This is a genomic window from Otariodibacter oris (assembly GCF_009684715.1).
In the GTDB taxonomy this organism is placed as follows: domain Bacteria; phylum Pseudomonadota; class Gammaproteobacteria; order Enterobacterales; family Pasteurellaceae; genus Otariodibacter; species Otariodibacter oris.
The window spans coordinates 1,055,127-1,070,734 of sequence record NZ_CP016604.1 but is presented as its reverse complement, the minus strand read 5'-3'; the positions used below and the strand labels follow the sequence as shown (position 1 = coordinate 1,070,734).

At 35.7% G+C, this 15,608-nt stretch carries 13 protein-coding genes; 8 read left to right on the top strand and 5 right to left on the bottom strand.

The window, feature by feature from the left end:
• The first annotated feature begins 23 nt into the window (after window positions 1-23).
• From A6A10_RS04945 to lldD (A6A10_RS04930), 4 genes are all read left to right on the top strand, one after another.
• Window positions 24-1,226, top strand: a complete 1,203-nt coding sequence (locus tag A6A10_RS04945) for an ROK family protein (RefSeq protein ID WP_121121386.1) — start codon at window positions 24-26, stop codon at window positions 1,224-1,226.
• A gap of 51 nt (window positions 1,227-1,277) precedes the next feature.
• The gene (gene bioD / locus A6A10_RS04940) at window positions 1,278-1,997 is read left to right on the top strand and encodes a dethiobiotin synthase (RefSeq protein ID WP_121121388.1); all 720 of its coding nucleotides are present in this window, start codon (window positions 1,278-1,280) and stop codon (window positions 1,995-1,997) included.
• 250 nt (window positions 1,998-2,247) lie between these two features.
• Window positions 2,248-3,396: an FMN-dependent L-lactate dehydrogenase LldD gene (lldD, locus tag A6A10_RS04935; RefSeq protein ID WP_121121390.1), complete on the top strand. Its 1,149-nt coding sequence runs from the start codon at window positions 2,248-2,250 to the stop codon at window positions 3,394-3,396.
• 232 nt (window positions 3,397-3,628) lie between these two features.
• Window positions 3,629-4,774: an FMN-dependent L-lactate dehydrogenase LldD gene (gene lldD / locus A6A10_RS04930; protein WP_121121392.1), complete on the top strand. Its 1,146-nt coding sequence runs from the start codon at window positions 3,629-3,631 to the stop codon at window positions 4,772-4,774.
• A gap of 199 nt (window positions 4,775-4,973) precedes the next feature.
• Here the strand turns inward: lldD (A6A10_RS04930) and A6A10_RS04925 are convergent, their stop codons facing one another.
• Complete coding sequence (locus tag A6A10_RS04925) at window positions 4,974-6,569, bottom strand: L-lactate permease (protein ID WP_121121394.1); 1,596 nt, start codon at window positions 6,567-6,569, stop codon at window positions 4,974-4,976.
• Between the two features lie 163 nt (window positions 6,570-6,732).
• Complete coding sequence (folA, locus tag A6A10_RS04920; RefSeq protein ID WP_121121396.1) at window positions 6,733-7,230, bottom strand: type 3 dihydrofolate reductase; 498 nt, start codon at window positions 7,228-7,230, stop codon at window positions 6,733-6,735.
• Between the two features lie 76 nt (window positions 7,231-7,306).
• On the opposite strand from folA, the gene proB reads away from it, so the two are divergent.
• From proB to nth, 3 genes are read left to right on the top strand one after another with little or no spacing between them, the layout of a single operon-like run.
• Window positions 7,307-8,407 (top strand): glutamate 5-kinase, encoded by a 1,101-nt coding sequence (proB, locus tag A6A10_RS04915; protein WP_121121398.1) that lies wholly within the window; start codon window positions 7,307-7,309, stop codon window positions 8,405-8,407.
• On the top strand, window positions 8,407-9,168 hold the full coding sequence (locus tag A6A10_RS04910) for a TSUP family transporter (protein WP_121122266.1): 762 nt from the start codon (window positions 8,407-8,409) through the stop codon (window positions 9,166-9,168). The genes proB and A6A10_RS04910 overlap by 1 nt, the downstream gene beginning before the upstream one ends.
• Window positions 9,168-9,803, top strand: a complete 636-nt coding sequence (gene nth / locus A6A10_RS04905; RefSeq protein WP_121121400.1) for an endonuclease III — start codon at window positions 9,168-9,170, stop codon at window positions 9,801-9,803. Before A6A10_RS04910 ends, nth begins: the two co-directional genes overlap by 1 nt.
• Before the next feature lie 80 nt (window positions 9,804-9,883).
• On the opposite strand, the gene A6A10_RS04900 is transcribed toward nth, so the two are convergent.
• On the bottom strand, window positions 9,884-10,825 hold the full coding sequence (locus A6A10_RS04900) for a Slam-dependent surface lipoprotein (protein ID WP_121121402.1): 942 nt from the start codon (window positions 10,823-10,825) through the stop codon (window positions 9,884-9,886).
• An 89-nt stretch (window positions 10,826-10,914) separates the two neighbouring features.
• Window positions 10,915-13,521: a type I DNA topoisomerase gene (topA, locus tag A6A10_RS04895; protein WP_121121404.1), complete on the bottom strand. Its 2,607-nt coding sequence runs from the start codon at window positions 13,519-13,521 to the stop codon at window positions 10,915-10,917.
• Window positions 13,522-13,659: 138 nt separating this feature from the next.
• On the opposite strand from topA, the gene A6A10_RS04890 reads away from it, so the two are divergent.
• On the top strand, window positions 13,660-14,550 hold the full coding sequence (locus A6A10_RS04890; protein ID WP_121121406.1) for a LysR family transcriptional regulator: 891 nt from the start codon (window positions 13,660-13,662) through the stop codon (window positions 14,548-14,550).
• A 19-nt stretch (window positions 14,551-14,569) separates the two neighbouring features.
• On the opposite strand, the gene A6A10_RS04885 is transcribed toward A6A10_RS04890, so the two are convergent.
• Window positions 14,570-15,607: an oligopeptide/dipeptide ABC transporter ATP-binding protein gene (locus A6A10_RS04885; RefSeq protein ID WP_121121408.1), complete on the bottom strand. Its 1,038-nt coding sequence runs from the start codon at window positions 15,605-15,607 to the stop codon at window positions 14,570-14,572.
• Between the last annotated feature and the right edge of the window lies 1 nt (window position 15,608).

Sequence of the window (15,608 nt, the reverse complement as noted above, 5' to 3'; positions counted from 1 at the left end):
TGTAATTATAAAGGATAAAAAATATGAAAGTTTCATCCTCAGAAGAAAAATATCACCACCTTGGACGAGTTTATCAACTCATTGATCAATTTGAACTCATTTCTCGTAGAGATATTGCTAAGTTAGCAGGATACGCACCAGCTTCTATTACAGGTATAACGAAGAAGCTGATTGATAATAAGTTTATTTTAGAGCGAACTGCTCAGAATGTGACTAGTCGTGGTCGTCCTGCTGTTGGATTATCAGTTTCTCCTTTCCATTGGCAACTATTGTGCCTTATCATTTCTACCAATAAAGTCGCTATTTCGTTATGTGAGCTTTCTGGTGAAGTTATTTATAAACACGACTACCCTATCTCATTGAATGGTAATATTGATAATGATGTCGAAAATGCCATTAGCCATTTTTTATCTCATTATCCTGTCGAAAATAAACGGTTAATTGCAGTCTCTACAAGTGTAAAAGGTAAAGTTGACAAGCTTAAATCAGTAATTACACAATTAGATAATGAGCAAGTTGAATGCCATTTATTCCAGATTATTAGCAAGTTAGTATCTAATAAACCTATTTTTATCAATGAGCACTTCCAATTATGGCTATTATCAGAATCTATATTAGGTAGCTTACTTCGTAGCGATAATGTCATTTTTCTTCAATTAGATGAATTCATTAATCTCAGTGTGTTATTGCGTGGTGAGCTTCTACATCGTGATGAGCATAAAAGAATGAATATAGATCGTATGCTTATGCCTAAATTTGGAGAAGTCAGCGAAGTGATTAGCCAAGATTTAGATGAGATGCGCCGGTACCAGTTAATTAATCAGATAGGCTTTTCTGCATTAGAAAAAGCTATCGATCACTATCTACCTAATACATTGCCTGATTTAAATTCAAAAATTGAATGGTTTTGTGAATTAGCAGATAAAGACGATACTAAAGCGCTTTTGATTCTTAAGCATATTACTGATAATTTAACTTACATGTTGCATAACCTAATTGCTCTTTTTTCTATTGAAAAAATTATGTTGTGCTCCCCTCTTGTTGGTATCCAAAAATCATTATTCAATAAATTGAAAGATGATATCACTACTCAATTGTTGAAAGATGGTATTACAGTGGATATTGTTACTAGTCAATATGATCGGGATAGTCCTATGATTCCTGCATCAGCAATTAAATCGGCAATTTATACAGGAAATTTGATTCAAAACATAATTCAATTGTAAAAAATTTGTTAGACTCCTTGCCGTTTTTTAATTTTATAGAGAGTCTACAATATGCCGGCTTTATTTATTACAGGTACTGATACCAGTGTAGGAAAAACAATTATTACTCGAGCGTTATTACAGACGCTCTCACAATTTGATATTCCTGTAGTGGGATATAAACCGATAGCTTGTGGAGGAGATGATTCACTTCCAACAGAGCCGAATATGGATGATTATGCTAGTGAAGATAATCAAGATGTCCTCATTATCCAAGATAGCAGTTCCATTCCTGTCGAATATAGAGAAATAAATAGTTATACTTTTGTTCATTCTAGTACTCCTATTTTTGCAGCTTTAGATGCTGTACGCCATATTTCTGAACAAAAGCTTGATGATGATTTACAACGATTAGCAGAGAAGTATACTAATGTACTCGTTGAAGGTACTTATGGTTGGTTAACACCTATAAATAAGGAGCTTAGTTTTGCTGATTGGGCTGAGAAAAATGATATGCCTGTTATTTTAGTTGTTGGAATAAAGGAAGGTTGCGTCAATCATGCTCTGCTTACAGCAGATTCAATCAAGCAAAAAGGTGGTCGATTAGTTGGATGGATAGCCAACAGAATCAATCCTGGACTAAGACATTATTCAGAATTAATTGAATTATTAAGTCGACGCATAGATGCCCCTCTTCTTGGTCAACTTCCCTATATTGGACATCCTGAACGAAAAGAACTTACACAATTTATTCAGAATCCAGAGCCATTGATACAATTCTTTACAAAATAGAATAGCGTACTACACAACTTACTGTAAGTGGATTTAGAGAGGCAAATAATGTATGATTCGCCTCTCTAAATTTTTGTGATCTATTTCACAGTTTTATAAAAAATCTTACTCACAAGTACATTTTTACATGAGTTTAGATTAGTATGTTCGACGTTAATTAATTGCTAATATTTTGTTGACAAAAATAACCAAATTTTCAACAGTTTTATCAGTATAAATTACAGCTATTATAAATATAAAAGAGGTATGCATGATTATTTCATCAGCTAATGATTATCGAAAAGCAGCAAAACGAAAAGTTCCACCATTTATGTTTCACTATGCAGATGGTGGTTCATATAACGAACTAACTTTAGAAAAGAATGTAACAGATTTAAGTAATATCGCATTAAGACAGCGTGTACTTAAAGACATGTCCGAATTAGATACCGAAATTGAATTATTTGGCGAAAAACTTTCTCTTCCGGCGATCCTTGCCCCTGTAGGTGCATTAGGTATGTATGCACGCCGAGGTGAAGTTCAAGCAGCAAAAGCCGCTGATAATAAAGGAATTCCTTTTACATTATCTACTGTTTCTATTTGTGCAATTGAAGAAGTTGCGCCTCAAATTAACAGACCTATGTGGTTCCAGCTTTATGTATTAAAAGACCGTGGTTTCATGAAGAATGCATTAGAAAGAGCTAAAGCTGCAGGGTGTACTACACTAGTCTTCACCGTTGATATGCCAACACCTGGTGCAAGATATCGTGACATGCACTCTGGAATGAGTGGTCCTCTTAAAGAAATTCGTCGTGTTATCCAAGGGGCTACACATCCTTTCTGGGCATGGGATGTAGGTATTAAAGGTAAACCTCACACTTTAGGTAATGTTTCTCATTACATGGGTAAACAAGTGGGATTAGATGACTACATTGGATGGTTAGGTGAAAACTTTGACCCATCAATCTCTTGGAAAGATTTAGAATGGATCCGTGAATTTTGGGATGGTCCAATGGTAATTAAAGGCATTCTTGATCCTGAAGATGCAAAAGATGCGGTTAGATTTGGTGCTGATGGTATTGTGGTATCTAACCATGGTGGACGCCAATTAGATGGTGTTTTATCTAGTGCTAAAGCTCTTCCACCAATTGCTGATGCAGTTAAAGGCGATATTAAAATCCTTGCTGACTCAGGTGTTCGTAACGGATTGGATATCGTACGCATGATTGCATTGGGTGCAGATGCTTGTATGCTAGGACGCTCTTTCGTTTATGCTCTTGGTGCAAATGGTCAAGCTGGTGTTGAAAATATGCTTGATATCTTCAAAAAAGAAATGAAAGTTGCGATGACTTTAACAAGTAACAAAAGCGTTGCTGATATCACACCTGAAGCATTAGTTGGTTACACTCAAAAACCATAATTAATTCATCTAGATTAATTTTAGGGAATAATGAAAATTATTCCCTATTTTTTATAGTAAAAAACACTTCCTTGCCAGTATCCCAATTCATTCATATCTCTATAATCTATTGGTGTATAAAATATTTTTAGTAAAATGTAAACGTTTTATTTACAATTTATTGACAAAATAAGTTTATTTCAATAACTTTACTGATAAAAATTATGACTGTTTTAATATAAAAGAGGTAAATATGATTATTTCATCAGCTAATGATTATCGAGAAGCAGCAAAAAGAAGAGTTCCTCCATTTTTATTTCACTATGCGGATGGCGGCTCTTATGAAGAGAAAACCTTACAAAATAATGTATCAGATCTAAGTAATATTGCACTTAGACAGCGCGTACTTAAAGATATGTCTCAATTAAATACAACAACTGAATTATTCGGTGAAGACCTTGCAATTCCAGCTGTACTAGCACCAGTCGGTGCATTAGGTATGCATGCACGACGTGGTGAAGTTCAAGCAGCAAAGGCCGCAGATAACAAAGGTATCCCTTTTACTTTATCCACTGTATCAATATGCTCGATTGAAGAGGTCGCTCCTCAAATTAATAGACCTATGTGGTTTCAGCTTTATGTACTAAAAGATCGCGGTTTTATGAAAAGTGTATTAGAAAGGGCTAAAGCTGCAGGTTGTTCAACTCTAGTCTTTACTGTTGATTTACCTGTACCTGGCGCAAGATATCGTGATATGCATACAGGAATGACAGGGCCTTATAAAGAAATTCGTCGTATTATTCAAGGAGTAACGCACCCATTTTGGGCATGGGATGTGGGGATTATGGGAAAACCACACTCATTAGGAAATATTTCCCATTATATGAATAAACAAATAGGATTAGATAATTATATGGAATGGTTATCAGAAAACTTTGATTCATCAATCTCTTGGAAAGATTTAGAGTGGATCCGTGAATTCTGGGATGGTCCTATGATAGTTAAAGGAATACTTGATCCTGAAGATGCAAAAGATGCTGTAAGATTTGGTGCGGATGGTATTGTCGTTTCTAATCATGGTGGTCGTCAACTTGATGGGGTTTTATCAAGTGCTAAAGCTCTTCCATCTATTGCTGATGCAGTGAAAAGCGATCTTAAAATCTTAGCAGATTCAGGCGTACGTAATGGATTAGATATTGTCCGTATGATTGCTTTAGGAGCAGATGCCTGCATGCTAGGTCGAGCTTTTGTTTATGCACTTGGTGCTAATGGACAAGCTGGTGTTGAGAATATGCTAGATATCTTCAAAAAAGAGATGCAAGTAGCAATGACATTAACAAGCAACAAAAGTGTTGCTGATATCACCTCTGAAGCATTAGTTGATTTTAGCAAACTATAATTTAATATTACCTGAGTATCTTAGGGAATACTTTGGAAGTATTCCCTAATTTTTTACATCATCCCTACTCTACTTTCCTTTTATAGCTTAAAGATGAAGGAATAATATTGAGAGAAATATAGTTAATAAAAAACAATCCGATTTTGCAAATTAATGACAAAATCGGACCGCTTGTTTTTTTAAATCAATAATGACTTTGCTATACAGTATAGAAAATAGGAATAATGAAGAATGCTACTAATGCTGCAATAATACCGTAAACGATCATTGGTACTACAGTTTTCTTAATGATTACACCTTCTTTATTATCAATATTCAGTACTGAGCTTACTGCAACGATATTATTAATACATACCATGTTACCCATTGCACCACCAACAGATTGTAATGCTAATACCAATGTTGCAGATAAACCTGTTATTTCAGCTGTTGATAATTGAACACTACCAAATGTTAAGTTGGATACAGTGTTTGATCCAGAGAAGAAAGCACCAACTGCACCAAGGTAAGAGGCAAATAATGTCCAGTATTCTCCAGTTGCTGCTGCGAAACTTCTACCAATGATTTTAACCATTGAATCATCACCACCCACTAGCATTAAGTTAACCATAATTAATGCGCCAACAAGTGCGAAGAATGGATTTTTAGTTTGTTTGAAACTACCAACAAAAACATCTTTTACTTTGCTTCCAGAAACTGCAAATACAGGAATTGCTATTAATACTGTCACAACAAATGGAATAAATGCAGGTACATATAAGAATTTATAGCTTGCTCCAGTAGTTGTACCGAAGATATTTTTTAAACTAAAGATAAGGCTTTGACTGACATCAAATAGACCTAATGAACCAAGTTGTACACTGAACCAAGAGGTTGCGTCATTCATCATAGCTTTAAATGGTAATTGTTGAAGACGAGTTACAATCAAGATAACAATCAATAATCCTGTCGGGAATAAGGCTTTAGTCACTTCGCCTCTTGTTACTGAATCAGCATCTAATGTATCTTCAACTTTTGCTAAACCTATACCTTTATTGGCAACAAATACAGAAACAAGTAGACCAATAGCACCCCCAATTAATGATGGGAATTCATAGTTTACTTGAGCTAAGAAGAAATATGGAACCACACATGCAAAAATACTGATATAAACGAAAAGTAAGTTTTTACGAATATCTTCCCATGAAACAATTAAGCGTAATCCCATAATTGGAATAATTAATGCCGCAAATGCGTGGATAACTGCTGTCATTGAGCCGATTTCAAGAATTTGAGCATCACCTAGATTTAATGCTCCGAATCCAAACCAAGTTGGCGTACCTACTGCACCAAATGATACTGGTACAGAGTTCATGACTAATGCAAGCATTGCAACTTTTAATGGATTAAAACCTAAACCTACTAAAATTGGAGCTGCAATAGCTGCTGGAGTACCGAAACCACTTGCTCCTTCAATCATAAATGCAAATGCCCAACCAATAATCATGATTTGCGCAACAGGGTTAGGATTGATTGTACCTAACCATTTACGTAAAGTATTTGTAACACCTGAGACTTCAGAGAAACGATTGAAAAGAATTGCACCAAAAATTACGGTAATTGGAGTTTGAACTGCGATAACCGCGGAAGCGATATTTGCACTGACTGTGGTGATATCAGTACCAAAGAAAATTAATTGAATGATAAGAACAACAACTGCAATCCAAGGTAATGCAACATAGGAAGGTAATGCATTACGTTTCACCATAAGGTAAATTAGTAAAGCAATTGGAAAAATACTAAGAAAAAGAGCCATTCAGCACTCCATATACAAATAAAAAAGAAAAGACCGAAGTCACGACTGAGGGTGACATTCTATTGATAATTAACAAATATGAAAGCAGATTGTTATATTTTTGTGAATGTATTCACAATTTCATTGTTTGCATGCTTAAAAAACACTCTTCTTATCTCAGGTTTTAGAATTCTTTTTTTCTAGAAAAAATCATAAAATGGCAAACATGATCATTTTTTTCATCAATCTTAGAAAATTCTTCTTTCTCCAATTTCCAATCATTTTCCTTAAACTCAAAAAATGTATCACCATCAATATTGGCTTGAATTTCAGTGATGTAAAGTTTGGTTGCTAAGGGCATTGCTTGTTTAAATAACTCTCCTCCACCTATAATCATGATCTCATCAACATTTGCAAAACTTTTGGCTAATTCAACCGCTTGTTCTAACGTTTTGGCTGTATATGCTCCTTCAATATCGAAATCAGAACGAGATAAGATAATATTAGGACGATTAGGTAAGAGTCTTCCTATTGATTGATAAGTTTTTCTTCCCATAATCACGGGCTTACCTAACGTATTCTTTTTAAACCACGCTAAATCGGCTGGTAAATGCCAAGGCATTGCATTATTTTTACCAATGACATGATTCAATGTTCTCGCAACAATCAAACTTATTTGCATACTTGCTATTCTCCTTTTAAATACCGAGATTTTAGCAGATAATAGAAGAATACTTTTATTTATTTTATTTACAGTTATGTCTAAAACAATCGTTATTAAACTCGGAACAAGTACCCTAACACATGGCTCAAAAAATTTAAGTCGCCCTCACATGTTAGAGATAGTGAAACAAGTTTCAGATCTTCATCAACAAGGTTTCAGAATTATCCTTGTTTCTTCTGGTGCTGTTGCTGCGGGAAGAGAATATTTGAATCATCGAGAATTACCTAAAACGCTTGCGAATAAACAACTTTTAGCGGCAGTAGGACAAAGCCAACTAATTCAAGTATGGGAAAATCTGTTTTCTATTTATGGCATTAAAATTGGTCAAATGCTATTAACTCGTGCAGATATTGAAAATAAAGAGCATTTTTTAAATGCACGAGATACGCTTAACGCCCTACTCACTCAACAAATTATTCCTATCATTAATGAAAATGATGCGGTAGCGACTGCTGAATTTCGAATCGGCGATAATGATAATTTATCGGCTCTAGTTGCAATACTTGCACAAGCAGAGCAACTTATTCTGTTAACCGATCAAGAAGGCTTATTTGATAGTGACCCTCGCAAGAATCCTAATGCGAAACGCATTGCCACAGTTGAAAAAATCACGCCAGAAATAAGACAAATGGCAGGTGGTAGCGGAACAACGCTTGGCACGGGAGGAATGAGTACTAAAATTATTGCTGCCGATATTGCTACCCGCTCAGGAGTAGAAACAGTGATTGCATCAGGTGAAAAACATAATGTGATTGCAAACGTTGCTCAAGGTGCAGAAATTGGCACAAGATTTATCGCTCAATCAGATAAATTGGAAGGAAAAAAACAATGGTTGTTTGGCGCTCCACCTGCAGGCTCACTTTATATTGATGAAGGAGCTAGTGCTGCTTTGATTTCTGAACATAAATCTTTATTACCAGCAGGGATTAAACAAATTGAAGGAAAGTTTGCACGTGGTGAAGTCGTCAAAGTGATCGATGGAAAAGGCAATGTTATCGCACTTGGTATCTCTCGCTACAATAGCGAAGCCTTATCCCTAATTAAAGGGAAAAAATCAAGTGAAATAGAAGCGACACTTGGCTATGAGTTTGGTTCGGTGGTGTTACATAGAAATGAAATGGTTGTGTATAGATGATAGATTTAACCTTTGATGTAATCGCCCTACTCTTTTTGGCCTCTTTTGTTGCTGGAACGATAGATTCTATTGCAGGAGGAGGCGGGTTAATTACCATACCAGCTTTACTTGCAGCAGGTGTACCACCTACACTGACATTAGGTACAAATAAATTGCAATCTTGTGGAGGCTCTTTTGCGTCCTCATTCTATTTTGTCAGAAAAAAGGCTGTTAATCTTAAAGAAATTCGCTTCTTAATTTTGATGACCTTTATCGGTGCTACTTTGGGCACAATCTTTGTTCAACTCATTAATGTTGATGATCTCAAAATTATTTTGCCCTTTCTAGTACTCATTATTGGAATTTATTTCCTCCTTAGCCCCCAACTTGGCGATGAAGATAGCAAACAGCGTATTAGTTATCTGTTATTTGGATGTACTGCGGCTGTCAGTATTGGGTTTTATGATGGGATGTTTGGCCCCGCAACAGGCTCTTTTCTCACTTTAGCTTTTACCGTACTCCTTGGGTTTAATTTAACCAAAAGCGTTGCACATGCTAGGGTTCTCAATTTTACCTCTAATATTGCAGCACTTATTTTCTTCGCCCTTGGTGGCGCAATTATTTGGAAAATTGGATTCATCATGATGATTGCTCAATTTTTAGGGGGAAATGTAGGAGCTAGACTTGTCGTAACCAAAGGAAAGAAAATTATCAAACCAATTATCGTGACAATGTCACTTATCATGACGTTCAAAATGTTAATGGATCAAGGATATTTTTAATGAATAAAGCAAAACGTATAGAAATTTTAACTCGACTACGAGATCAAAATCCGCATCCAACAACAGAACTAAATTATAACAATCCTTTTGAGTTACTCATTGCTGTTATTTTATCTGCACAAGCGACTGATGTGGGCGTAAATAAAGCCACTGCAAAACTCTATCCTGTGGCAAATACCCCTCAAGCAATTTTAGATCTTGGCGTAGACGGTTTAAAATCTTATATAAAAACGATTGGACTGTATAATAGTAAAGCTGAAAACATCATAAAAACTTGTCGAGATTTGATTGAAAAGCATAGTGGCGAAGTACCTCAAACTCGTGAGGAATTAGAAGCCTTAGCAGGTGTCGGTCGAAAAACCGCAAATGTCGTGTTAAATACTGCCTTCGGGCAACCTACTATTGCCGTTGATACTCATATTTTCCGCGTATCTAATCGTACGAACTTTGCTCCTGGCAAAGATGTAGTAAAGGTTGAAGAAAAACTACTGAAAGTCGTTCCAGATGAATTTAAGGTCGATGTGCATCACTGGCTAATCTTACATGGTCGCTATACCTGTGTCGCCCGCAAGCCTCGCTGTGGCTCTTGTATTATAGAGGATCTATGTGAATATAAAGAGAAAACGGACGTATAACCTTATATTAAATAAACAAGCGGTAAGATTTATCGAAAATCTTACCGCTTTTCAGATCATTTTAGCTTAATAAATTAAATTTATTGAGAAGCACCAAAGGCTCCACCCCAAGTATTTCTATCATCTTTGAAAATACCGCCAAGTTCTTTTGCATTGTTACCAAAGAACTTACCTTCAACTTTTGCATCTGTCGCAAAATCTCTTGAAACCAAATCACCAGTGAAGCTATTCCCTGATATTTTTGCAGTCATTGATAAAGGCGCTAAGCCACTACTACTTTCACCTTCAAGATTTCCAGATAAGGTCTTATTTCCAAAATTAACGCTAAATTTACCTGTCCCATATAACAAATCATCATCATCAAAACGAGGTTCTTGATCAGCATTAATTACAAAATATCCCTGATAGCTAGCACTTCCTTCCATTGGCATTGTTTTAGTTGGATTACCGTGGTAATAAATATAATCTTTATCACTATTATCAGCATCTAAAACACCAAAACGAACATCACTATATCTTCCACAACAGTTAGCGGAATCATTCTGTCTAAACCAACTTCCAGCAGAAATGCCTTGATCTTGATATGAAACTCGTAATCTTTGTCCATCAATGACTAACACATTTAGATTCGATGCATCAGTTATATCTTTATGTAAAACAGTTACGCGATCATCTTCACCAGAAATTACATAAGCCGCTCCAACAGCATTAGTAGACTGTGTAGTAGAACCTGAGTTAGTAGTGCCTGAGTTCGTAGTACCTGAGTTCGTAGTACCTGAGTTCGTAGTGCCTGAGTTCGTAGTACCTGAGTTTGTAGTACCTGAGTTCGTAGTACCTGAGTTTGTAGTACCTGAGTTTGTAGTACCTGAGTTTGTAGTACCTGAGTTCGTAGTACCTGAATTGATACTAGGAGTATTAGCACCAGTAGGAGCACTGTCATTATGACTGCTACCACCGCTACTACAAGCTACTAATATAGAACATGCTACTATACTTAAACTAAATTTGATTGTATTTTTCATGGTTTACTCCCAGTAAAAGTGATGCATAATTGCAACGCGATTGTACAAAAAGCAATGAATAAAACAAATATTTATTGCCTTTTCTTTGATTAAGATCTATTTCTTTCTATCCATTTTCCATCGATATAATCCACTATCCATTTTGTCGCTTTGCCATTTTTTTCGGAAGTGACATATTGTCGTTTTTCTTTACGACTGAAACGAATAATTGCTTCATTTCCTTCAGGATCTTTTATCGGTGCATCGGCTAAATATTGCAGTTTTTCAGGTAGTCGGTCACGATATTGCGCTAACTCTACTACTTTTGCTGCTCTACTTTCGCGTGATTTAGGGAAATTATGAGCAGACATAAATACTCCACTCGCACCATCACGTAACACAAAATACGCATCGGATTTTTCCGTTTTTAATTCAGGGAACGGAACTGGCTCTTCTCTTGGTGGTGCAACTTCACCATTTTTAAGTATTTTCCTAGTATTATCACAATTCGTACAAGCCATATATTTTCCGAAGCGCCCCAATTTAAGATGCATATCTGCACCACATTTATCGCATTCGACCACAGGCCCATCATAGCCTTTAATTTTAAATGAACCTTCTTCTATCAGATAACCATCACAATTTGGGTTATTTCCGCAGATATGAATTTTTCTTTCTGGGTCAATTAAATAACTATCCATTGCCGTATTACATTTAGGGCAACGTTTACGATGTAATAATGCATTCGTTTCTGAATTTTCATCCAAAACATTCAATAACTCAGATTCTGGAATTAAATTAATCGTTGTTTTACAACGTTCTTTAGGTGGCAATGCATAGCCTGTACACCCAAGAAATACACCAGTACTCGCTGTACGGATAGCCATTTTTCGTCCACAAGTTGGGCAAAGAATATCTGTCTCAACAAGATTATTCGGACGCATTCCACCTTCAAGTTCATCTAGTTCGGCGGTAGTCAATTTCTCCGAAAAATCATTAAAGAAGCTATCTAATTCATCTTTCCAATTTGTACTACCCGATGCAATTTTATCCAGCGTATCTTCCATATTGGCAGTGAAATCATAGTTCATCAACTCACGGAAGGATTCGTTTAAACGATCTGTGACGATCTCTCCCATTTTTTCCGCATAGAAACGACGATTTTCAACGCGAACATAGCCTCTATCTTGAATGGTTGAAATGATAGCTGCATAAGTTGAAGGACGACCAATTCCTCGTTTTTCCAACTCTTTAACAAGAGCAGCTTCGGAATAACGAGCAGGTGGTTTTGTAAAATGCTGACTTGGAATCACTTCATTCAATGATAATGTTTCATTTAAACTCACTTCAGGTAATTCTTGATCCTCAGCACTTTTACTTTGTATTGGTAATACTTTTGTCCAACCATCAAAACGTAATACTCTACCCTTTGTTTTTAACGAGTAATCGCCTGCAGTTACCGTTAAGCTTGTTGAATCGTATTCAGCAGGTGGCATTTGACAAGCTAAGAATTGACGCCAAATAAGGTCATATAAACGTTCGGCATCTTTTTCCATTCCTTTTAAATCAGATTGTTTAACCAGAATATCTGATGGACGAATCGCTTCGTGGGCTTCTTGAGCTTTTTCTTTGCTTGAATAGAAATTAGGTTTGGCAGGCAAATACTGATTACCAAATTCTTTTTCGATATAACCTCTCGCCATGACTAACGCATCTTGGCTAAGATTGGTTGAGTCAGTACGCATATAAGTGATATAACCCGCCTCATATAAGCGTTGAGCGAGCATCATTGTCTTTTTAACACTAAAACCTAGTCGAGTACTTGCTGTTTGTTGTAATGTCGAAGTAATAAAGGGGGGCTTCGCTTTTGATGATGTTGGTTTTTTCTCAATATCGCTGACAATAAATGCAGAATTTTGTAACGAAGTGACCGCTTGTATTGCTTGCTCTTGGTTCTTCGCTGTGAATTTTTTCCCTTTGAAATGCGTTAAATCAAGGGATAATGCTCCCGATTGAGCAGTGACTTTAGTCATCACTTCCCAAAACTCTTCAGGTTTAAACGCTTTAATCTCTCTTTCGCGTTCAACGAGTAATTTTACCGCAACAGATTGGACTCGCCCTGCTGATAATCCTCTTGCTACTTTTTTCCAAAGCAACGGAGACACCATAAAGCCTACAACACGATCTAAAAATCGACGAGTTTGTTGTGCATTAACACGATCTAAATTAAGTTGTTCTGGTTTTTCAAATGCTTGTTTTATTGCATTTTTAGTGATTTCGTTAAACACCACTCGGCTAAAACGTTCATCATCTCCGCCAATCACTTCTTTTAAATGCCATGCGATTGCTTCCCCTTCTCTATCCAAATCGGTTGCGAGATAGATATGATCCGCTTTTTTAGCTAATGACTTAAGTTCAGAAACAACCTTTTCTTTTCCTGGTAAAATTTGATAATTCGCTTTCCAATCATGATAAGGATCAATCCCCATTCTCTTAACCAAGGCTGTTCTTTCTTTTTCAGATTTAATTTTTGCTTTCTGTTCCGTACTCATTCCTTTAGTTGAGATAGATTTAGCTTTTTCTGATTTATCTCCTCCACTGGTTGGTAAATCTCTAATATGCCCTACACTGGATTTAACAACAAAATCAGTACCTAAATATTTATTTATTGTTTTTGCTTTGGCTGGTGACTCAACTATAACTAATGATTTGCCCATTTATCCACCTAAAATAAAGAAACAATAAGATAATGATCTAATAAATTGTTTCTTTATAGTTTATATTTAATCAATTTTAAAATAGAATATATATACAGTAGCAAGGCTTTCTAAAAAAAACAATATAAAGGATGTAAAATGGATAAACTCAATGCAATTAACCTATTTTGTCGAGTAATTGAAACACAGAGTTTTACTCAAGCTGCACAACAGGAAAAGATATCACTTGCGATGGCAAGTAAATTAGTTGCACAGCTTGAAGAGCATTTAAATGTAAGATTATTACAACGTACTACTCGAAAAATAACACCAACCGAGGCTGGCTTGTTATTTTACCAACGTTGTCAACCCATATTAACAGAGTTAAGAGATGCAGAATCTTGCATATCTGATACAGCATCAAGTCTACATGGTACATTAAGAATTTCTGTACCAATGGATTTCAGTTCTCGCTTTATTGCGCCTAACTTAGGCAGTTTTGTAGAAACTTACCCTAATATTAAATTGGATATTGAATTTACTGATCGTCGAGTTGATGTGATCGCTGAAGGCTACGATCTTGTTTTAAGAATTGGAAAACTTGAAGATAGTTCCCTTGTAGCTAAACGAATTGCGCAAGCAGAACATGTCATCGTAGCATCTCCTACTTATTTAGAAACTTATGGTACACCAACATCAACAGACGAATTAGAAGAGCACCAATGCCTGATGTACGGAGAGCAAAATTTCTGGCAATTTAATGAAAATGGTACAAATGTAAAATGTAAATTGGACGGAATAATCCATAGCAATAATGGACATTCTTTAGTGAAAATGGCTAAATCCAATCTAGGTATCATTAATATACCTAAATTCCTTGTTAAAGATGAATTGATGACTGGAGAACTCATTTCAATATTACCTCATCTCAAACAAGAAAAGCTTGATATCAGCCTACTTTACCCTCATAGACGTTATTTGTCTCCAAAGGTAAAAGTTGCTATTGAATTTTTATCAAAATTAATGGATGAACAACGTGCTTATTTATAACAAGTTATAATAAATCATATTACTCAGATATATCTTGTACTATTACCGGAGCAAAATCGGATTTTTTAAGAAAATTTTGCTCTCTAAAATTGATTGGATAGTGGCACGCAAATTCATGTTGTTTGAATTTTCGTAACGGTGGCTTAGTAATACATTTTCTTTGAGCAAATGGACATCTTGGACCAAGTCTACAACCAATGGGCATATCTTGTAGCATCGGAATTGTGCCTTTTAAGGTATTTAACTTACTTTTAAAAGGATAAGGTTGAGAAAAATCAGGCACACTATGTAGCAACACTGATGTATAAGGATGAAATGGAGTCTCTAAAATTGTTTCTTTATCTGCAATCTCTACTGTTTGCCCACAATACAATATATTATAAGAATCAACCCACTTTTGAATACTTAAAATATCATTACTTGCCAAAATAATTGAAGTCCCCAAGTTTTTATTCATACTGGAAAGTAGACGATAAATCTGTAATTGTGTCGTGGCTTCCATTGTGTTTGTCGGTTCATCTGCTACTAATAAACGAGGTTGATTAGCTACCGCCATGGCAATAATCACTTTTTGTGCTTCACCCTCAGTTAAATCACAAGGGTAACTCTTCATGATATCTTTATGATCTTTAATCCCTACTCGATGTAAAAGTTCAATGGCTTTTTTCTTTTTCCAGCCAAACCATTTCCACCATTTTCCTTTAAAGCGAATAGTCTGAATAAGTTGCTTACCTATGGTTCTACTTGGATCAAGGGATGAAAGAGGATCTTGAAAAATCATTGAAATATCATCACCAATTTTTTTTCTTCTCTGTGAAGGCGATAATTTTAATAATTCGATCTCTTTAAAGCGAAAACGATCAGCCGTAACAATCCACTCTTCCTTAACCAAACCACAAATAACTTTAGCAATCAGACTCTTTCCTGAACCAGATTCACCAATCAACCCACAAATTTCACCCTCATCAAGCGTTAGATTGACATTATCAATCATCTTAACACGCCCTTTAGGCGTATCAATTTCAATACTTAAGTGACGAATATCTAATAATGCCATA